Raw genomic sequence first — 18,737 nt, 5'->3', positions numbered from 1 at the left:
CCCACGGATTTGGCGCCCCTTTGCCAACCTGACTTCCGCTCACCTGACAGATAGGGGCAACGAGCCAGATCGTGCCCCCTGGGTCTGCGCACGGCCCCTTCGCGGCTTCTCGCCAGGCCCTGGTGAATAATCCGGGCTAGGAGCGCGAGGGCCGCACGGCGGCTCCCAGGGACACCGGCTCGGCGGCCTTCGCCTCCTCCAGGTCCCGGCTCGCCTCCTCCAGCTCGCCATTCAGGCGGCGCATCAGGCTCAGCAGCCAGGCACTGGTCCCCGCCGCCACGGTGAGCATGATGGCCAGCGCCTGGCCGCGCTGCCACACGTGGGCCCGCTCCAGCACCGCCCGGCGCCTGGCGAACGTCTCGAGCTGCTGGGTGGCCAGGGAGTCGTTGAAACTCTGGGCGAACTCGCTCGCCTGCGCCTTGCTTCGCTCCAGCAGCCAGTCCGCCTCCGAGCGCAGCTGCTCCGCGCGGTACCAGCACCCCGCCGCGCAAGCCGCCGTCAGCAGGGAGACGCACACCGCCGTCGTCACGCTGAACAGTCGCATGGCCCCTCCGGTCCGCCGTTTCACGGGTCCACGACACCCGTCACTGCTCCGGCTTCCCGAAGACAGTAGCCGATGGTAGGGAGCCCATCCGCCATGGGCAAGCCCTACCGTCCGAAAGACCACTATTTCAAGAAAGCCAAGCAAGAAGGGTTGAGGGCCCGTTCCGCCTTCAAGGTGGATGAGATCCTCAAGCGCTACCCCTTCCTGAAGAAGGGCGCCACGGTGTTGGACCTGGGAGCCGCGCCGGGCGGCTTCCTGCAGATATTGGCGGACGCGGTGGGCCCCAACGGCCGGGTCATCGGGGTGGACATCGTCGCCATCCGTCCCTTCTCGCAGCAGTACGTGAAGACGGCGGTGCTGGACGTGCTGGCCGAGGACTTCGACGCGAAGCTGAGCGCGCTCTACGACGGGCCCTTCGACGCGGTCATCTCGGACATGGCGCCCAAGACGAGCGGCATCCGCACCACGGACGAGGCCCGGAGCCTGCGGCTGGCGCGCAAGGCGCTGGAGCTGGCGCTCACCCGGGGCCGTCCGGGCTCGGCCTTCGTGGCCAAGCTCTTCATGGGCGGCGAGTTCGAGGAGTTCCGCGACGAGGTGCGCGCCGGCTTCGAGGAGGTGAAGCTGGTGCGTCCCGAGGCCACCCGTGGCGCCAGCATGGAGGTGTACGTGGTGGGCCTGCGCCGGAAGGCGCCGCCCGCCCCGGCCCCCGTGGCGCCGTGACGGGGCTCGTCCTACACTGGCGCGCGGTGCACCCCTAGGAGCCAGGCCCATGTCCGACCAGAAGCCCACACGCGGAAATGCCTCGCGCAAGGCGCTCAACGCGCTCGGCGGCGACGACGAGTTCAGTGTCTTCTCCGTGGAGCCGGAGGCGCACAAGCCCCCGGTGGCGCTGGAGGAGGACACCCGGGGCCGGCCGAATGACACGGCCGTGTCGTTCTCGGTGGTGCGCTTCTTCCGGAAGATCTTCGGCGACTAGCGGGCGTCAGACGAGGAGCGTGGACTGGCTGGCCACGCGCTCGATACAGGCGGCCACGTCGTTCGCCGGTGAGTTCACCACGCGCGCCACCTCCCAGGCCTCGAGGGGCTCGTCCTCGTTGGGGACGAGCAGGGGCTGGAGCGCCGAGGCCTCCTGGGGCTCCGGACGCAACCACAGCGCCTGGGCCTCGGGCGAGAGGATGACGGGCATGCGGTCATGGATGGGGGCCATGAGGTGGTTGGGGCCGGTGGTGATGACGGTGCAGGTGCGGAGGAGCTCGCCGGTGTCGGGGGCGGTCCATTCTTCCCAGAGGCCGGCGAAGGCGATGGGGCGGCCGTCCTCGCGGCGGAAGAGGAAGGGCGTCTTGGGTTGGGTGCTCTGCTTCCACTCGAACCAGCCGTCCACGAGCACGAGGCAGCGGCGGCGCTTGAGGGCGGAGCGGAAGCTGGGCTTCTCGGCGACGGTCTCGCCGCGGGCGTTGATGAGCTTGTTGCCGATGGAGGCTTCCTTGGCCCAGGAGGGGATGAGGCCCCAGCGGTAGGCGTCGAGCATGCGCTCGCCGTCGTTGATGACGACGGGCATGAGCTGGGTGGGGGCGAGGTTGTAGCGGGGGCGCTCGAGGGCGGTGCGGATGCCGGTGAGGGAGAACTCACGGGCGATCGCCAGGGCGGGGGTCTGGATGGTGACGCGGCCACACATGGGCCGCAGTATGCCCCGGGAGGGCGGGGGCGGCGAGCCTCAGTCCAGGAAGCGGCGCTCCCACCGTTGGAGGGCGCCCTGGGAGAAGCGGTCCAGGTGGATCCAGGGCTCCAGAACGTGCGCCAGCTCACGGTAGGCCGGCAGGGTGTGGCCCTGCTCCATGTCTCCGGCCTCCGGCCATTCCCCCAGCGTCACCACGGCCCGCTCTTCGTCGAGTGCTTGCACGGTGGTTCCAGGAGAACGCAGGCGCGCGGACAGGCTTGCCGCGCCCCCCAGTTCCCCAAGTACGGGCGGGCCCAGGAAGTTGAGCCAGTGCACCCCGTCTACCCGCGTGCCGATCTCCAGTGAGGTGAAGTGCACTCCCGGAATGTCCAGGCCGGGGTAGCGGAAGGAGAGGTCCCGGATGGCGTCGAGGACGCCGAGAAAGCTCTCCGGGAAATTGAAGCAGAGCCCGGCATGACCGGAGTTGAAGGGCAACTCCTTCGCCAATTCCAGCGCCAACGCGCGTACCCGGTCCGGTCCATGCTCCTCCAGGTATTCCGTGGGGAGCATGAAGGACACCGTGCTTGCCGCGTCTGTTTCGCACACCTCGAGCAGATGGCTTTGATAGAGGAATTCATACCCCGTGGTGGCATTGGGCAGCTCTCGAAGCCAGATGGAGGTGGCGGGTTGTTCGAGCATCTCGCGTTGGATGTATGCCCAACCCTTGTCACCGAGCTCATCCCAATCGCCGCTATACGGGTCGGCGTACCAGCCGAGAGCTTGGGGTCCTACCGCACGGCGGTAGACCTGCAGGGCGCGCATGACGTCCCGCACGATCTCTTGATGGGAGCGCTTCATGTAGAAGGTGATGCTCACACTCTCCCGGATGAGCAGAGAGCTTTTCTTTTTGTAGCTTGCATCGATCCGGATGCGTGGGTAGTGAGTACCCATCATTTGATTCCCTTGGGAGTGGAGAAGGATACATCCTTTTTCTCCAGGCGAAGTGCATCCCGGTACATCTGTTCCTGGGTTTTCGGATGGTGGGGTTGTCCGGGAGCGTATCTTCCCCAAGAAGGATCGTTTTCAGGAGGGCAGGGAAACTTGAGATCGTAGAGGCGTTGGGCCTGATTTGGATTTCCCGGTGCATGAACGACGACATCGGGAACCAGCGCTCCCCACAGTTTGCTCTTCAGCCCGAGCTGCAGCCATTCCTCTACCTGCTTGGGATCGATCCACCGCCACTGTCCCGTATGGGGATCCTTTTGGTAGGTTGGCTCCACGCTGATGTGTTTCGCCAGGCGTTCCGTGACTGCTGCCCGTATACAATCGAGTGCCAGTTCGTGCTTCCTGGTGCCGAGCTCCATGGCTCGTGTTACCTCTCGATTTGCTTCACGGCGGACTACTTTCTTGCACTGCTCCCGGGTGGGCTCCTGTCCTTGAAGCTCATCATCTTCCTTGTTGACCTTCTCATCTGCTTGCCGGGCGCACCGGGTCAGAAGGCCCTCGATGATTTTGACATCCGCGTCTTCGAGCATCATCGACACGGTGGAGGCGGTGCGGGCCGCGCTCGCGGTGTGATTCAGCCATGGGATGATGGCTTCTTCTCCTGGCGGGGGCTTGTAGCAGGCGGGATTGCGCAGGCAGCCATTCGTCGCGGAGTCCATGGTCTGCGCATATTGGCTCGGTGTGGCGCGGCGAGCCGTGCCGATGGAGCCCAGCCCCTGGCCCAGTGCGCCCAGCGGGAAGCCTCCTGCCAGGAGCACGAGAACGAACAGCCCCGGCAGGCCTGGCCCGGGTGATGGTTGCCTCTGCTCTTGGCCCGGCGGGCCTGAAGGACGGGTGGACATGGTGGCGACAGCTTCCCGAAGAAGCTCGACAACATCCAGGGCGCCACCCACCCAGGCCACCCAGGTCCCCACTCACGAACCCACCCCGCTCCCCTCGGGAGAGGGACGGGGTGAGGGTATCGGGGTTCCCGGGTTGTGCCCCGGTCGTTGCGGGGGGCGGTGTCACTCGCCGCAGGTGGGCCGTTCGTCGGTGGGGTAGAGCGTGGCGATGCCGTAGGTGCCATTGCGTGTTCCGCACCAGATGCGCCACGGCTTGCCACCGAGGTCCGGTGCCGAGTACACGCCGCCCTCCTTCTTGGCTCCATCGCGAGCGCAGCAGCGGGCGAAGGCGCGGGTGCCGATGGCCACCATGGCCACCGGGTCCTCCGCCTGCGCGAAGCCGCCGAGCTTCTTCTCGGCGCAGGACCAGGGGGCCACGCCGCGGAAGCGGATGAGGTACTGCGAGCCCTGGAGCGCCTTGCCTCCGCGGGCCGGGCCGTCGAAGCACAGCTTCCCCTCGGACTCGAGCTGGGCGTAGCGCGGCAGGTAGTGCAGCCCGCCGATGTTCTTCTCCAGCCACTCATCGCCGCAGAAGACGTGGGTGAAGGCGTTGCGCGGCCCGGTGCTGACCCACAGGCCCGTGAGCCACTCGATGTTCGCCTGGCGCGAGCCCGTGCGGCCCGCGGCGGACAGGGCCCGCTGGATGCGCGGATCATCGAGGTGCGCGGACATGAAGCGCTGCACGTCGCCGCGGCTCACCGAGGCGTCCGGCCGCGCCGGGCACATGCCGAGCACCTCGCGGTCCACCGGCTTGAGCGCGGGGAGTTGGCGGAACAGGGGCGGGTTGTTGCAGCGGGTGGCGCAGCCCGTGGCCTGGGGGATGTTGGCCGGCATGGGCGCGGCTTCCGGGGCGCGGTCCTTCGAGGCCAGGAACTCACCGCTCATCCGCGGCTGCTCCGGCAGCTCCGCCGTGCCGTCGCACTTCACCCAGCCCTCGGCCGTGGCGCCCTTCAGCTTGCACCACGCGCGTTCGGGGCCTCCCTTCTTGAGGACGGGATAGGCCTTGCCCGGCTCGACGGTGAAGACGACCTGGGTGGATCCGGGTTCCGTCACCGCCTCCAGCCGGGTGCTGGAGACGAAGGCGCCCGAGGCGTGGGCTCGGAAGGGGAGGGTACAGAGGGCAATCAGCAGCAGGGTGAGGGTCCGCATGGGTCCGCGGAGGATACCCTCACCCCGGCCCTCTCCCAGAGGGCGAGGGGGCTCACGCCAGCTTGAGGCGCGCGGACTTGTGCTTGCCTACCTGCACCAGGTACTCGCCCGCGTCCAGCTCGTGCTTCGGGTCCGTGGCCTTCTCCCCGTTCACGCGCACGCCGCCCTGGCCCATCAGCTTGCGCGCCTCCGTGACGGACGCCACCAGCTTCGCCTCGGCCAGCGCCTTGGCCAGCGGCAGCTTCGGCGCACCACCCATCGCCACCTCCACCAGCGGCTGGTCCTCGGCGACGATCTTCTTCTGCGAGTAGCGCTCCTCCCAGGCCTGCATCGCCTTCTGCGCCGACTCCGCGTCGTGGAAGCGCGCCGCCATCTCCTGCGCGAAGCCCGACTTGGCCGCCTTCGGGTGCAGCTCCCCGCTCGTCACCTTCTGCTTCAGCTCGCCCAGCTCCTTGAGCGTCCGCGACGACAGCAGCTCGTAGTACCGCCACATCAGGTCGTCCGTGATGCTCATCAGCTTGCCGTAGATCTGATCCGGCGCCTCGCTGATGCCCACGTAGTTGTCCAGGCTCTTGGACATCTTCTCGCCGACGATCTTCCCGTCGACCATCTTCGCGTCCAGGCCCTCGAGGATGGGCCCGGTCATGATGACCTGGGGCTCCATGCCCTCTTCCTTCATGAGCTGCCGGCCCACCAGCAGGTTGAAGAGCTGATCCGTCGCGCCCAGCTCCACGTCCGCCTTCAGCGCCACGGAGTCGTAGCCCTGCAGCAGCGGGTAGAGGAACTCGTGGATGGCGATGGAGCGGTTCTCCCGGAATCGCTTCTTGAAGTCGTCGCGCTCCAGCATGCGCTGCACCGAGTAGCGCGCCGCCAGGCGGATCATCCCCTCGGTGCCCAGCTTGTCCAACCACTCGGAGTTGAAGCGCACCTGCGTCTTGGCCTGATCCAGCACCTTGAAGACCTGGTCCTGGTACGTCTTCGCGTTGACCTTCACCTCCTCGCGGGTGAGGGCGGGGCGCGTGGCGTTCTTGCCCGTGGGATCTCCAATGAGCGCGGTGAAGTCACCGATGAGGAACACCACCTGGTGGCCGAAGTCCTGGAAGCGCCGCATGCGCGTGAGCAGCAGCGAGTGGCCCAGGTGCAGGTCCGGCCGGCTCGGATCGAAGCCCGCCTTGATGATGAGCGGCTTGCCCGTCTCGTACGAGCGCTCGAGCTTCTTCTTGAGCTCCTCGGGCACCTGGATGTCCACGGTGCCGCGGGTCACTTCCTCGAACTGCTCCTGGGGGGTCGCCTTGCGCAGCGGATTTTCGGACATGACGCGGCGCAACCTACCCGAAAACGCGGGCAGGTGGACAAAGGACGTCACGCCCGCGCTCAGGTTCCCGGCAGGTGCTCGCGCACGCGCTCGATGCCGCGCGCCTTGCCCGTCTTGTCGTCCATGTCGATGATCACGCCCTGCAGGTAGACCAGGTTCTTGGCCAGCTCGTAGGGGACGTGGCGCAGGGTGATGAAGCGCTCGATGGAGGACTCCTTCTTCATCCCGATGACGGAGTCCAGCGGGCCACACATGCCCACGTCGGTGATGTAGGCCGTGCCGCCGGGGAGGATGCGCTCGTCGGCCGTCTGCACGTGGGTGTGGGTGCCCACCACGGCGGACACCTTGCCGTCCAGGTGGGCCCCCATGGCGTTCTTCTCGCTGGTGGCCTCGCAGTGCATGTCCACCAGGATGCAGGGCGTCTGCTTGCGCAGCTCCGCCACCAGGTCCGGCGCCACCGTGAACGGGTTGTCCAGGGGCTTCATGTTGACGCGGCCCTCGAGGTTGAGCACCCCGAGCTTGCGCCCATCCGGCGTCTGGATGACGGTGTGCCCCCGGCCCGGCGCCCCCTTGGGGTAGTTGGCCGGGCGCAGGAGCAGGTGCGGATTCTCCTCCACCCAGGGGAGGATCTGCTTCTTGGTCCAGAAATGGTTGCCGCTCGTCAGGAGGTTGACCTCACTGGCGAGCAGCGCTTCCGCGGACTCCGGAGAGATCCCGGCGCCGCCCTCGCTGTTCTCAGCGTTGGCGACGACCAGGTCCAGGGAGTGCCGCGCGATCAGCTTGGGGAGAAGGGTGCGCACAGCCGTCACGCCCGGCTTGCCCACCACATCGCCCATGAAGAGTACTTTCACGTGTCCAGGAAGTCCCAGTCGCGGTAGAGCCCGCGCAGTGTCTCCGACTCGGTGACGACGAGGTCCATGTCCACGTCGTCATTCGTTGTCGGCATGGTGTCGACGACCTGGTCGCCGAAGGCCAGGCCCACGCGGCGGCTGCGCGCGGAGGCCGCCTTCAGGGTGGCGTCGTAATAGCCGCCGCCCCGGCCCAGCCGCTTGCCGTCCCGTGTGAAGCCCAGCCCGGGCACCACGAACAGGTCGATCTGGTCCACCGGGATGAGCTCGGCGGAGTTGGTGGGCTCGCGTACTCCGAGCCTGCCCGGCTCCAGCTCCGCCTCGGACTTGATGGCCCGGAAGGACAGGATGCGTCCATGGACGTGGGACAGCGGGTAGCAGACGATCTTCTCGTCCTGCAGTGCCGCGATGAGGATGTCCCGTGTGGGCACTTCACCCCGAATGGGGGCGTAGAGCGCCACCGTCCTCGCCTTTTGGTAATAGGGCGTCGCCAGGAATCTGGCCTGCACCTTCAGCCCGCGCTCGTCGATGATGTCCGGCGTCATCGCCTTGCGCCGCGCCGTGAGCTCCTCGCGCAGCGACACCTTCCGAGCCGCTCCCTCTTGTGCCACCGTCTCGCTCGCCACCTGCCCCGCTCCCGCCAAGAGTGAAGAAAAAAGTCCCCCGCCGAATGGCCGTGTGCCTAGCGTCCATTGAACCCTAAAAAGCCAGGTGGGGTTCGAAGTCGTGGCTCCGTAGGCTTCCCTCATCCCGCGAGGGGAGGGCTTGCTCATGGAGCTCGAAACGGACCCCGTGATGGACGTATCGGTTCGAATTTCTGCTGGGCATCACGCGCCCCGCAGGGGACAGCCCTTCTACCAAACCTTTCCTGACTGCAAATGCTCGAAACTCCTGGGGAAACCCAGGAATGCCTGAAGGAATGATAAGAACGCGGGGCGGATGGGTCAAGCCATTGCCGCGCGTTTACAAGGCAGGCGGCCACCTCCTATGATGGAGGGGCTCCCACTTCACTCATGGCGTCCGTTTCCAGAACAATCGGCCTCGCGGCCCTCATCGCCGCAGCCCCCGGAGCCGCCGCCAGGGCACAAGCCGTGCCCCAGGGAAGCTACCAGGCGGACGTGCTGGGCCGGGTGGAGTGGGGCATCGAGCACGAGCGCCTGGTCGCCCATGCCGTCGACGGGGGCCCCTGCCGCTTCAAGCCCCAGAGCCCGGTGTTGGAGGGGCAACTGCTGGGGAACGTGTTGGTGGGGCAGCTCACCCTGTGCCTGGAGGGCGCGTCCTGTCCCGCCGTGGGCACCCTGCCCATCCTCGCCGTCTACAGCACCGAGGACAGGACCCTGACGGCCTATGTCCGGCCACAGGCGGGCTGCCAGGCGCCGGGGCTGGGCAAGAATGGACTGCTGGTGCTGCAGCCGGCGCAGGCGGTGCCCGTGCAGGCGCCGGGGCGGAGTGGTCCGCCCGCCATGGCGCGTCTGCGCACGGAGAAGCGCAACCCCGAGGCCGCCAAGGAGGCGCTGGAGCGGGGCAACCGGCTCCTGGGCGCGAAGGATTGGAGCGGCTCGGCGGCCGAGTTCGAGCGGAGCATCACCCATGATGACCGCAACTGGGTGGCCTTCTTCGGCCTGGGCACGGCCTGGTTGATGCGGGGCCAGGCCCACGACGCCATCGACGCCCTGAACCGGGCGCGGACGCTCAACCCGCGTGAGTCGAGCATCCATTACAACCTGGCCTGCGCCTACAGCCGGCTGGGGGACAAGAAGCAGGCGCTGGCCAGCCTGGGGCAGGCGGTGAAGCTCGGTTTCGCCATCCCCGAGGGCACCCAGGACGCGGAGCTGGATCGGCTCCTGGGCACGGACGCGGCCTTCTTCAACAGATACCTGGGGCTGATCCAGCAGGCAGTCGCGAACAACAAGGCCTCTGCCGGAAGGCGGCAACAGACGGGACCCTGAGCGCGTGAGCACCTCTCCCACGCCGCGGATCCCCCGGATCCTCGGCAACTACGAAATCCAGTCGCAGCTCGGCAAGGGAGGCATGGCCGAGGTCTTCCGCGCCCGCGTGCGCTCCGGCCCGCGCCAGGGCTGGACGGTGGCCCTCAAGCGGCTGTTGCCCGCCCTCACCAAGGATCCGGCCTCCGTCGCGCTCTTCGCCTCCGAGGCCCGTCTCACCAAGCAGCTGGACCATCCCAACATCGTCCAGGTGCTCGACGTGGGCGTGGCCGAGGGCCAGTACTTCATCGTCATGGACCTGGTGGACGGCCGGGACCTGGGACAGATTCTGCGCCGCTGCAAGCACCGCGGCATCCACCTGCCCCTGGACTTCTCCGTCTATCTGGCGCGCACGCTGCTCGAGGCCCTGGGCTACGCCCACTCCGCCACCGGCCCCCAGGGCGAGCCCCTGGGCATCGTCCACTGCGACATCTCGCCCTCCAACCTGTTCATCTCGCGGTTGGGGGACATCAAGCTCGGCGACTTCGGTGTGGCCCGGCTGCGCGTGGACGGCGTGCTCCAGGGCGGCGAGGTGCTCGGCAAGCCCTACTACCTGTCGCCCGAGGCGCTGCAGGGCGCGATCGCGCCCTCGGTGGACCTGTGGGCCGCCACCGTCGTGCTGTACGAGTTGCTGACGCTCCAGCGCCCCTTCACCGGCAGCACCCCGGAAGAGGTCTTCACGAAGATCGTCTACCGGGACTACCTGCCGCCGAGCCTCATCCGCCCGGAGATCCCCGAGGCGCTGGATGAGATCATCCATCGGGGCTTCGCGGTGAACCCCGAGGACCGGTTCGTCACGGCCGAGGCCTTCGCCGAGGCGCTGGCGCCGCACTACGACGAGCGCGTGGGCACGCCGCTGGCCATCGCCGCCGTGGTGCGAGGGCTGTTCGGAATCACCGACGCGAAGTAGCTCCCCGTGCATCCCCTCCCTCGCCCTCCGGGAGAGGGTCGGGGTGAGGGTATCGGGCGCCCCGGGTTGGATCCGTGTGTGCTCCCTCTCCCTCTGGGAGAGGGCTGGGGTGAGGGTCTCCGCTCCCCTGTCCGCCTGGTCCCTGGATGCCAGTCCTCTGTCCGATGCCGATCTTCCCCTGCACGAAGTCAGCGCCAGCGCGCGAGGGAGGATTCGAGATGGCGACCCAGAAGGAGCAGAAGCCGCAGGAGACCCGCGAGGCGGACACGGAGCGCAAGGTCGAGCGCAAGCCGGACAAGATCCAGGAGTCCCACGAGGGCTCTCCGGGTTACGGCCAGCCCCCCGAGGACGTTCGCGAGAAGCAGTTGCCCGACCAGAAGTGGTAGCCGGGGGCACGGTAGGGGAGGGGAAGACCCTCACCCCAGCCCTCTCCCAGAGGGAGAGGGAGCATGACACGGGCTCAACCTGGGACCCGTGGCACCCTCACCCCGTCCCTCTCCCGGAGGGCGAGGGGATATTGGGCTCGGTGGGGATTGGAGCGGTTACTCCAGGTTCAGCGCCCGGGCCCTCGGGACGTGCGTGGTCAGGGCCTCCACCACCCGGGCCACTTCCTCTTCCGTCGCCTTCGGGCCCAGTGAGAAGCGCAGCGCTCCGTGGGCCTGCGCCGGCGTGAGTCCCATCGCCAGCAGCACGTGCGAGGGCGTCAGCGTTCCCGAGGCGCACGCCGCTCCCGACGAGACGCAGATGCCCTCCAGGTCCAGCGCGATCAGCAGCGCTTCACCGTCCGCGCCGTGGAAGCACAGGTTGCTCGTGTTCGGCACCCGCGGTGCTCCCTCTCCGTTCACCGTCACGTCCGGGATGCGCGAGCGCACCTCCCGCTCGAACGTGTCCCGGAGCGTCCGCACCCGTTCCGCGTGCACCGGCTGTTCCTCGTGCGCCAGCTCCAGCGCCAGGGCGAGCGCCTCCGCGTAGGGCACGTTCTGCGTCCCTCCGCGCAGTCCCGCCTCCTGGTGGCCCGGCGTCAGCGCCTGCAGCTCCACGCCCTTGCGCACCACCAGCACTCCGGCTCCCGCGGGCCCTCCGAACTTGTGCGCCGAGAGCGCCAGCAGATCCGCGTCCACCTCGTGCAGGTGCGCCGGCAGCTTTCCCACCGCCTGCACCGCGTCCGTGTGGAACAGGATGCCCCGCTGACGGCACGCCCGCGACAGCTCCGCCGCCGGCTGCACCACGCCCGTCTCGTTGTTCGCCCACATCAACGAGCACAGCACCGTCTCCGGCGTCAGCGCCTCCAGCATCGCCTCCAGGGGCACCTGGCCGTCCCGTCCCGGACGCACCCGCACCACCTCCGCGCCCAGCGCCTCCAGCTGCTTCAACGCCGCCAGCACCGCCGGGTGCTCGATCGCCGAGCTCACCACGCGCCGCCGCCGCGTCTCCTTCCGCGCGAGCCACACGCCCTTCAACGCCAGCGCGTCCGCCTCCGAGCCCGAGCCGGTGAAGCACACCTCCTTCGGCTCACAGCCCAGCACGCGTGCCACCCGGGCCCGCGCCGCGTCCAACCGGCCCCGCGCCTCACGCCCGCTCCGGTGCACGCTGGAGGCGTTGCCCCAACCTCCCTCGGCGAAGGCCTTCGTCAGCAGCGCCGCCACCTCCGGCCTCACCGGCGCCGCCGCGTTGTGGTCCCAGTAGATCACGGCGAGGGCGCGGACAGCAGCCCCACCGGACGCTCATCCGCGACTCCAAAGGCCTCGAGGAACTTGCGCACCAGCTCGCGCTTCACCGCCTTGCGCTGCGTCGCCCTCCCCGACAGCGGAATCCTCGCGCCCGCCATGCTGCCGTGGCCTCCCGACGAGCCGCCGTAGTCCTCGCAGATCTCCCGGATCAACCGCCCCGCGTTCATCCGCCGATCCTTCACCCGCAGCGACAGGAAGAGCTGGTTGCGGTACGTCGCGTACGCCAGCGACCACTTCATCCCCTCGAGGAACATCAGCCGCTCGGCCACCTCGGCCACCATGTCCGGCGAGTAGACCTCCTCCAGGTCCGTCACGATCGCCGTGTCCCCGTACACCTTCGCCCGCTCGAAGGCCGTGTGGTACAGCTGGAAGTAGCGCGCCGGCAGCTCCGGGTGCTCGATCTGCCCCAGCAGGTGCTTCTGCATCCGCGGGAACAGCCACAGGTACGTGTCGATGTCCGTCTGGGTCGTCTCGCGTCCCAGGTCGCGCGTGTCCGCCTTCAGCCCATAGAAGAGCGCGGTGGCCACCTCGGTGGACGGCTCCATCCCCGCGGCGCGCAGGTACTCCACCAGCATCGTCGACGTCGAGCCGAAGTCTCCTCCCACGTCCGCGAAGGGCGACTCGAGGCTCTCGTTGCGCAGCGGGTGGTGGTCGATGACGATGTCCACCTCCCCGCGCAGGCGCGGCGGAATGGCGTGGTTGCCCGTGGGCGGCTGCGTGTCCACGAGCGCCAGCAGGTCATACTCGTCCAGGTCCAGCTGAGCGATGGGCACCACGGGCAGCCGGAGCACCTTCACGAAGGCGATGTTCTCCGCCCGGCCGATGATGCCGCCGTAGCCCACCCGGGCCTCCTCCACGCCCGCATGCTTCTCGAGCAGCTGGGCGAGGGCCACCGCCGCGGCGATGGAGTCGGGATCCGGATTGTCATGGGTGAGCACGAGGGCCTTCTTGTGACCCTTGGCCACCCGGAGCAGCCGCTCCAGCTTGGCGCGTGCCGGCAGGTTCGCGAGCCGTGGCGGCGCGGGCTCCGAGCCCTCTCCGCTTCCGGGCGTCCTGCGGCTGTTGGCTGTCGGTGTAGCAGGCATGGGTGCTGTGTTTACTTCCTCCGGCCCAGCGATTCGAGACGCTTGATGGCTTCTGCGTAACGCTCGGGGTACGGGGTCTCCAGGATTCCAATGGTGTTGACGAAGCGCGCGTCCTTCATCAGGCAGCGGAAGGGCGTGAGCCCGAGCGCTCCCTTGCCCACTTCTTCATGCCGATCCACCCGGCACCCCAACGGTTTCTTGCTGTCGACTCCTCCATCACCCCATGGTAACCGGCCTCCGTCGAGAGATCGTACCCCGCGGCGAACAGATGGCAGGTGTCCAGACAGATGCCCAGGCGCCCCGCGTCCTTCGTCTGGGACAGCACCTCCGCCAGGTGCTCGAAGCGCCAGCCCAGGCAGTGGCCCTGGCCCGCCGTCACCTCCAGGCAGATGCGTGACTGGAAGCGCGGCGTGCGCGCGTGCACCTCGTCCAGCGCCCGCGAAATCAGCGCCAGCCCACGCCGCTCGTCCGGGTGTCCGCCGGGGTGGAGGATGAGGAAGGGGATGCCGAGCCGCTCACACCGGGTGAGCTCCTCGACGACGCAGTCCAGCGACTTCTCGCGCTGCGCCGGCTCCTCGGTGCCGAGGTTCACCAGGTAGCTGCCGTGCGCCACCACCGGCAGCCCCGTGCGCCGCACCTCCTCGCGGAAGGCGCGGCACTCCTCCTCGGTGAGGGGCGGGGCCTTCCAGCCCCGGGCGTTCTTCGTGAAGACCTGCAGGCTGCGCGCGCCATGTTCCTCGGCCCGCGCGAGCGCCCGGCTCACGCCTCCCGCGATGGACTCGTGAGCCCCGACACGCACGGCCTAGTTGATGGCCTTGTACCGCCGGCTCATGTCCTTGAAGTACTTCACGCCGTTGTCCAGCGAGTTCTCGATGGCGTCCATCAGCAGCGCCCGGAACACGCCCTCGGCCCCGCGCAGCGACTCGTAGTACCGCTGCCGATCGATCGAGTGGATGATCGCCGGCATGTACCCGTTGCGCAGCAGCACCAGGTTGGTGAGCATCCGCCCCACCTTCCCGCTGTTCTCCGTGAACGGGAAGATCTGCATGAACTTGTGCTGCACCACCGCCGCCTGCTTGATGGGGTGGAACTCGCGGTACTCGGCGCTGCCCGTGTAGTCCACCAGCTTCTCCAGCGCCGGCTGGATCTTCGCCGGCTGGGCGATCTCGTGGAAGTACGTGCGGTGCAGGGGCATGTCCTTGCGGTAGCCGCTGCGCTCCCGCTCCTTGGCCAGCTCCTTCTCCGTGCGCTCGCGCCGCTCGATGTTGGCGCGCGCCTGCTGCGCCTCCGGCGTGTTGCCGCACAGCAGATCATGGATCCGCTTGATGGTGGTCAGCGTGATCTGCGTCTGCTTCTTGCCCGTGGTGGCCGCTTCCTCGCGCAGGAAGTCGCACGCCGCCTTGTGGTTGCGCACCTCCAGCACCACGGGGATCATCGCCGGATCCATGCTGGCCCGCTCCGGGAAGAGCGCGGACACCAGCTCCTGCTGGGTGTACACCGTCCCCTCGAGCGCCGCGTCGTGGTAGATCCACGACATCTCGAACTTCTCCAGGAAGTCGCGGCTCTTGTCCTTGAAAATGCCAAGGTAGTCGCGCAGCGTTTCGTTCTTCTCGTCGATCTCTTGGTAGCGTTCCTTCACGGACGTGACGCTCCTTCACACCGGCTGCCAGCGGGACCGGCGGGTCGGGACGGTAAACCCGGCCAGCGGGAACAACGGTTTCCTGATTGTAGAAATTCCAGCAGCTTAGGACAATTAAAACGCTACTTGTCTCATAGACTGACCAGGAAGACCTCGCACGCCTGGTCGAGCAGATCCTTGGAGAGCGCCGGGGGAATCTGCCGGTAGCGGGCCGCGTCCTTGATGAGCTGGACCAGGTCGCGCGGGTGGCAGGCGCGCAGCTGCATGTTGTTCGGCTTGTAGTAGTGCTCGAAGAGGTAGGTGACGGCCTGGTCCACGTAGGGGATGCCGGCGGCCTCGCACACCCGGGCGAAGATCTCCCGGTAGATCTCCTCGTCGGGGTTGTTGACCTCGATCTTGTACTTGATGCGCCGCAGGAAGGCCTCGTCCACCAGCTCCTTGGGGTCCAGGTTGGTGGAGAAGACGAGCAGCTGATCGAAGGGGATCTCGAACTTCTTGCCCGTGTGCAGGGTGAGGAAGTCCACCCGCTTCTCCAGGGGGACGATCCACCGGTTGAGGAGATCCGTGGGGTGGACCTTCTGGCGGCCGAAGTCGTCGATGAGGAGCATCCCGCCGTTGGCCTTCACCTGGAAGGGCGCCTCGTAGAAGCGCGCGGTGGGCGAGTAGATGAGATCCAACGTCTCGAGCGTCAGCTCGCCGCCCACGACGACGGCGGGGCGCCGGCACAGCTGCCAGCGGTGATCCATCTCGAAGGTCGCGCGCCGGCCCTGGGCATCGCGCTCGGACTCGAGCGTGATGGGGATGTGGTTGAGGGCGTCGAAGACCTTGATGATCTGGTTGTCGATCTCCAGGCAGTGGGGGATGAAGACCTCGCCGCCGAACATGCGGCTGATGGCCTCGGCGAGGCTCGTCTTGCCGTTGCCCGGGGGTCCGTAGAGGAAGAGCGAGCGGCCCGAGTTCACCGCCGGCCCCAGCTTGTCCATCAGGTCCGCGTTGACGGTGAGGTGGGCGAGGCCCTGCACCAGATCCTCACGGCTGATGACGGGGCTCTCCTCCGTCTGGGCGGTGATGAGGGCGTTGTACTGCTCGATGGGGATGGGGGCGGGGCCCACGTAGGTGCTGCGCTCGATGGCGCCGCGGGTGTACTCGCGGCCCTTCTCGGTGAGGATGAAGTCCACCGAGGCGCGGCCGAAGCCCTTGCCGCCCCGGAGATCCACCAGCTTCTCGGCGGTGAGGAAGTCCACCACGCGCTCGATGACGCCGGGCCAGGGCAGGCGCAGCTCCTGGGCGATGTCCATGCCCGTGGCGGTGCCCTGGTAGTACAGGTAGCGCAGCGCGATGTCCGAGAGCAGGCCGATCTTCAGGCCCGTCTCCTCCAACGACTTGGGCTCCGGCGGAGCGATGTCGAGGATGGACGGGTTCTCGAGATTGAACGGATTGGGGGGGGCGTTGTACTCGGGGCGCATCGGCCCGTACTTCTAGCCCATCCGCCCCCCTTCCGGCACGTCCAGAGTCCCCTGGCCGCTGGGGAGCCCGTCAGACGTAGGTGAGCCACTCGGCGTAACGCGGCTCCTGGCCCCGGACGGTGCGGAAGTAGGTCTCCTGCACATACTGGGTGATGAGCCCGGGCTTGCCGGAGCCCACGGTGCGGTTGTCCACCTCGCGCACGGGGGTGATCTCCGCGGCGGTGCCGGTGAAGAAGACCTCGTTGGCGATGTAGAGGGCGTCGCGGGTGACGGTGACCTCCTCCACCGTGCGGCCCGAGTCGCGGAGAATCTTGAGCACCGTGTCGCGGGTGATGCCGTCGAGGATGGGGGAGGAGAGGGGCGGGGTCTTGATGACGCCCTTCTTGTTGACGAGGAAGATGTTCTCCCCGGAGGCCTCGGCGACGAAGCCGCTGATGTCCAGGAGGATGGCCTCGTCATAGCCGGCGAGCACGGCCTCGCGCTTGGCGAGGATGGAGTTGACGTACTGGCCGGAGATCTTCCCGCGCACCATGTTCACGTTGACGTGCATGCGGGTGTAGGAGCTCACCTTGGCGCGGATGCCGTCGCGGATGCCCTTGTCGCCGAGGTAGGCGCCCCAGTCCCAGGCGGTGACGGCCACGCGGGTGGGGTTGATGGCGCCCAGGCCCATGGCGCCGTCGCCCATGAAGGCGATGGGACGCAGGTAGGCCCCGTTGGCGAACTGGTCCTTCTGCTTGCGCAGCAGCTCCAGGCACGCCTCCATGAGCTGCTCCACCGTGTAGGGCAGCTTCATCATGCAGATGTGGGCCGAGTCGAACAGCCGCTCGATGTGCTCGCGCAGGCGGAACACCGCGAGCCGGCCATCGTGGGTGCGATAGGCCCGGATGCCCTCGAAGACCCCCAGCCCGTAGTGCAGGGCGTGGGTCATCACGGGCACCTGGCCCTCGTCCCATTTGACCAGCCTGCCATCGAGCCAGATCTGGTCGGAGCGCACGACGTTGCCGGAGGTCGAGCTCATGAAAGGGTCCTCTTCAAGTGGGGAAGGAGTGAGGACCCCATTCTTCCAGGAGTTCGTTTGAATTCAAAGCAACTCGTCACCCCAGGTGGGGAAGAGGCGACAACATGCGGGAGAGGAAGGGCATGTCCGCGCCGAGCTGCTTGCGGCCGTAGTGCATGGCCTTGGTCGCCAACTGGACGGAAGGCACCAGCTCGAGGGGGGAGAGGGTGGTGCCGAAGCGTTTGACGAGGTGGGCGTAGGGGAGGTTGGGCGCCACCGTCATGGCCGCGAGCCGTTGCAGGGGCAGCCAGAAGGGGGTGGTGAGCTTGGGGGCGAAGCCGTCGAGCGCGAGGAAGAAGGCGTTGCGCGTGCCGATGTTGCCGTGGTGCACCGCCTTCCAGGCCGCCTTCACGGGGAGGTTGTCCACCAGCCCGCCGTCCAGCAGCCGGAAGATGCCCTTGTCCTCCATCATCCCGTCCAGCAGGCCGCGCATGTGCACGTCATCGCGCAGCATGTCGTAGTGGATGACGCCGGGCAGCGAGGAGGAGAAGCCCGCCGCGTCGATGGCGTCGAAGCCCGCCGTCGTCTCGTCCGCGCCGAGGTGGAGCTTCACCATGATCTCCGGCCGGGTGAAGAACTCGGCCAGGGTGCCCATCACCGCCTGGATGCGGCGCGCCACGCCCGTGGGGCTGAGCAGGCTCACCGGGCTCGTACCCAGCAGGCGCTCGTAGTACTCGAGGGGCCGGGGCAGCATGCCGCGCCGGATGCCGCCCACCGCGACGATCATGGGCACGGGCAGGTCCTTCAGCCGGATGCCCGACTCGGGCATCCCCGGCCCCGTGTTGAAGTAGCGGCCCAGGCCCGAGCGCAGGAACAGCCGCAGCGCCGCCGGCAGCCCGTAGCGGTTCTCCGTGGAGATGAAGCGGAAGAGCTTCCGCCAGGAGAGGCTGCGGATGATGCTCACCAGCTCGCCCTGGTCGAAGCGCGCCATGCGCGAGCGCATCAGCATCAGGATGGCGCCCATGGAGGTGCCCGCGAGCAGTGACGGCTTGAGGCCGTGCTCGTCCAGCAGGCTCATGACGCCCAGGTACACGTAGGCCACGCCGCCGCCGCCGCCGGCCACCACCACCAGCGACTTGTGCCGCAGCTCGCGGTGGAGCACGTCCTCGGGGACACGCCCGTGCAGGTGGTGGACGAGCTCGTCGCGCAGCTTGAGCACCGGAGCGCGCAGGTCGCGCACGTGGGGCACCAGTTGGTCCCGGGTGATGCGGCGCCCGCCGAGCAGCACCGGGCCGAGCCTCCGCGTCACGTCCTCGCGCAGGGGCGCGGTCCACGTTTCCACGGAGTGGTCATGGCCCTCGTGGCGCAGCTTGTAGAGGCGCGCCAGGGACAGGGCGGTACGCAGCACGGCCTCCTCGCGCGAGTCCAACAGCGAGGGCGAGTCCACCGCCGCGCGGACCAGGGCCACTTCCATCTCTTCGAGGGGCCGGAGGATTTGAAAGCGTTGCTTCAGCAGCACGGGCAGT

At 68.0% G+C, this 18,737-nt stretch carries 20 protein-coding genes and 1 other RNA gene; 5 read left to right on the top strand and 16 right to left on the bottom strand.

What is annotated here, in order from left to right:
* Positions 1-136: 136 nt before the first annotated feature.
* Entirely contained in the window at positions 137-544 is a 408-nt protein-coding gene (locus VFZ09_RS38575) for a hypothetical protein (protein ID WP_329732777.1), read from the bottom strand.
* 72 nt (positions 545-616) lie between these two features.
* On the opposite strand from VFZ09_RS38575, the gene VFZ09_RS38570 reads away from it, so the two are divergent.
* Both VFZ09_RS38570 and VFZ09_RS38565 read left to right on the top strand, forming a co-directional pair.
* Positions 617-1,264 carry an RlmE family RNA methyltransferase gene (locus VFZ09_RS38570; RefSeq protein WP_329732776.1) on the top strand — a complete coding sequence of 216 codons (648 nt, stop codon included), beginning with the start codon at positions 617-619 and terminating at the stop codon, positions 1,262-1,264.
* 49 nt (positions 1,265-1,313) lie between these two features.
* On the top strand, positions 1,314-1,520 hold the full coding sequence (locus VFZ09_RS38565) for a hypothetical protein (RefSeq protein ID WP_329732775.1): 207 nt from the start codon (positions 1,314-1,316) through the stop codon (positions 1,518-1,520).
* 6 nt (positions 1,521-1,526) lie between these two features.
* On the opposite strand, the gene VFZ09_RS38560 is transcribed toward VFZ09_RS38565, so the two are convergent.
* The 8 genes from VFZ09_RS38560 to ssrS all read right to left on the bottom strand — a co-directional run bounded on the left by VFZ09_RS38560 (position 1,527) and on the right by ssrS (position 8,247).
* Positions 1,527-2,219 (bottom strand): SOS response-associated peptidase, encoded by a 693-nt coding sequence (locus VFZ09_RS38560; RefSeq protein ID WP_329732774.1) that lies wholly within the window; start codon positions 2,217-2,219, stop codon positions 1,527-1,529.
* Between the two features lie 39 nt (positions 2,220-2,258).
* A complete protein-coding gene (locus VFZ09_RS38555; protein ID WP_329732773.1) occupies positions 2,259-3,077 on the bottom strand; it encodes a DUF3396 domain-containing protein in 819 nt (272 codons plus the stop codon).
* Between the two features lie 74 nt (positions 3,078-3,151).
* Positions 3,152-4,048: a hypothetical protein gene (locus VFZ09_RS38550; RefSeq protein WP_329732772.1), complete on the bottom strand. Its 897-nt coding sequence runs from the start codon at positions 4,046-4,048 to the stop codon at positions 3,152-3,154.
* 162 nt (positions 4,049-4,210) lie between these two features.
* A complete protein-coding gene (locus VFZ09_RS38545) occupies positions 4,211-5,236 on the bottom strand; it encodes a hypothetical protein (RefSeq protein WP_329732771.1) in 1,026 nt (341 codons plus the stop codon).
* A 52-nt stretch (positions 5,237-5,288) separates the two neighbouring features.
* Positions 5,289-6,551 carry a tyrosine--tRNA ligase gene (gene tyrS, locus VFZ09_RS38540; RefSeq protein ID WP_329732770.1) on the bottom strand — a complete coding sequence of 421 codons (1,263 nt, stop codon included), beginning with the start codon at positions 6,549-6,551 and terminating at the stop codon, positions 5,289-5,291.
* Positions 6,552-6,610: 59 nt separating this feature from the next.
* On the bottom strand, positions 6,611-7,402 hold the full coding sequence (locus VFZ09_RS38535) for a TIGR00282 family metallophosphoesterase (RefSeq protein WP_329732769.1): 792 nt from the start codon (positions 7,400-7,402) through the stop codon (positions 6,611-6,613).
* Positions 7,399-8,025, bottom strand: a complete 627-nt coding sequence (locus VFZ09_RS38530; RefSeq protein ID WP_143195821.1) for a 5-formyltetrahydrofolate cyclo-ligase — start codon at positions 8,023-8,025, stop codon at positions 7,399-7,401. The genes VFZ09_RS38535 and VFZ09_RS38530 overlap by 4 nt, the downstream gene beginning before the upstream one ends.
* 30 nt (positions 8,026-8,055) lie before the next feature.
* Positions 8,056-8,247, bottom strand: a non-coding RNA gene (gene ssrS / locus VFZ09_RS38525) — 6S RNA.
* Between the two features lie 243 nt (positions 8,248-8,490).
* On the opposite strand from ssrS, the gene VFZ09_RS38520 reads away from it, so the two are divergent.
* The 3 genes from VFZ09_RS38520 (at position 8,491) to VFZ09_RS38510 (ending at position 10,680) form a co-directional block, all read left to right on the top strand.
* Entirely contained in the window at positions 8,491-9,348 is an 858-nt protein-coding gene (locus VFZ09_RS38520) for a tetratricopeptide repeat protein (protein WP_329732768.1), read from the top strand.
* 4 nt (positions 9,349-9,352) lie between these two features.
* Entirely contained in the window at positions 9,353-10,294 is a 942-nt protein-coding gene (locus VFZ09_RS38515) for a serine/threonine-protein kinase (RefSeq protein WP_329732767.1), read from the top strand.
* Positions 10,295-10,512: 218 nt separating this feature from the next.
* A complete protein-coding gene (locus VFZ09_RS38510) occupies positions 10,513-10,680 on the top strand; it encodes a hypothetical protein (RefSeq protein WP_329732766.1) in 168 nt (55 codons plus the stop codon).
* Positions 10,681-10,836: 156 nt separating this feature from the next.
* On the opposite strand, the gene VFZ09_RS38505 is transcribed toward VFZ09_RS38510, so the two are convergent.
* The 7 genes from VFZ09_RS38505 to VFZ09_RS38475 form a co-directional block, all read right to left on the bottom strand.
* Positions 10,837-11,985 (bottom strand): cysteine desulfurase family protein, encoded by a 1,149-nt coding sequence (locus tag VFZ09_RS38505; protein ID WP_329732765.1) that lies wholly within the window; start codon positions 11,983-11,985, stop codon positions 10,837-10,839.
* The gene (locus VFZ09_RS38500) at positions 11,982-13,109 is read right to left on the bottom strand and encodes a DHH family phosphoesterase (protein WP_329732764.1); all 1,128 of its coding nucleotides are present in this window, start codon (positions 13,107-13,109) and stop codon (positions 11,982-11,984) included. The genes VFZ09_RS38505 and VFZ09_RS38500 overlap by 4 nt, the downstream gene beginning before the upstream one ends.
* A gap of 118 nt (positions 13,110-13,227) precedes the next feature.
* On the bottom strand, positions 13,228-13,908 hold the full coding sequence (locus tag VFZ09_RS38495; RefSeq protein WP_329732763.1) for a deoxyribonuclease IV: 681 nt from the start codon (positions 13,906-13,908) through the stop codon (positions 13,228-13,230).
* 3 nt (positions 13,909-13,911) lie between these two features.
* Positions 13,912-14,748, bottom strand: coding sequence for a Fic family protein (locus tag VFZ09_RS38490; RefSeq protein WP_329732762.1), 837 nt, complete (start codon positions 14,746-14,748; stop codon positions 13,912-13,914).
* A gap of 131 nt (positions 14,749-14,879) precedes the next feature.
* Complete coding sequence (locus VFZ09_RS38485; RefSeq protein WP_329732761.1) at positions 14,880-16,214, bottom strand: AAA family ATPase; 1,335 nt, start codon at positions 16,212-16,214, stop codon at positions 14,880-14,882.
* Between the two features lie 70 nt (positions 16,215-16,284).
* Positions 16,285-17,232 (bottom strand): branched-chain amino acid transaminase, encoded by a 948-nt coding sequence (locus VFZ09_RS38480; protein WP_329732760.1) that lies wholly within the window; start codon positions 17,230-17,232, stop codon positions 16,285-16,287.
* 76 nt (positions 17,233-17,308) lie between these two features.
* Positions 17,309-18,730, bottom strand: a complete 1,422-nt coding sequence (locus VFZ09_RS38475) for a patatin-like phospholipase family protein (RefSeq protein WP_329732759.1) — start codon at positions 18,728-18,730, stop codon at positions 17,309-17,311.
* Between the last annotated feature and the right edge of the window lie 7 nt (positions 18,731-18,737).

Source organism: Archangium sp. (genome assembly GCF_036277355.1).
GTDB lineage: Bacteria > Myxococcota > Myxococcia > Myxococcales > Myxococcaceae > Archangium.
The sequence above is the reverse complement of the archived record's forward strand: the minus strand, read 5'-3'. Positions and strand labels throughout refer to the sequence as shown.

Coding starts and splice junctions, on each gene's coding strand:
- VFZ09_RS38575 (WP_329732777.1), bottom strand. CDS start 544: ATGCGACTGTTCAGCGTGACGACGGCGGTGTGCGTCTCCCTGCTGACG.
- VFZ09_RS38570 (WP_329732776.1), top strand. CDS start 617: ATGGTAGGGAGCCCATCCGCCATGGGCAAGCCCTACCGTCCGAAAGAC.
- VFZ09_RS38565 (WP_329732775.1), top strand. CDS start 1,314: ATGTCCGACCAGAAGCCCACACGCGGAAATGCCTCGCGCAAGGCGCTC.
- VFZ09_RS38560 (WP_329732774.1), bottom strand. CDS start 2,219: ATGTGTGGCCGCGTCACCATCCAGACCCCCGCCCTGGCGATCGCCCGT.
- VFZ09_RS38550 (WP_329732772.1), bottom strand. CDS start 4,048: ATGTCCACCCGTCCTTCAGGCCCGCCGGGCCAAGAGCAGAGGCAACCA.
- VFZ09_RS38545 (WP_329732771.1), bottom strand. CDS start 5,236: ATGCGGACCCTCACCCTGCTGCTGATTGCCCTCTGTACCCTCCCCTTC.
- tyrS (WP_329732770.1), bottom strand. CDS start 6,551: ATGTCCGAAAATCCGCTGCGCAAGGCGACCCCCCAGGAGCAGTTCGAG.
- VFZ09_RS38510 (WP_329732766.1), top strand. CDS start 10,513: ATGGCGACCCAGAAGGAGCAGAAGCCGCAGGAGACCCGCGAGGCGGAC.
- VFZ09_RS38500 (WP_329732764.1), bottom strand. CDS start 13,109: ATGCCTGCTACACCGACAGCCAACAGCCGCAGGACGCCCGGAAGCGGA.
- VFZ09_RS38485 (WP_329732761.1), bottom strand. CDS start 16,214: ATGCGCCCCGAGTACAACGCCCCCCCCAATCCGTTCAATCTCGAGAAC.
- VFZ09_RS38480 (WP_329732760.1), bottom strand. CDS start 17,232: ATGAGCTCGACCTCCGGCAACGTCGTGCGCTCCGACCAGATCTGGCTC.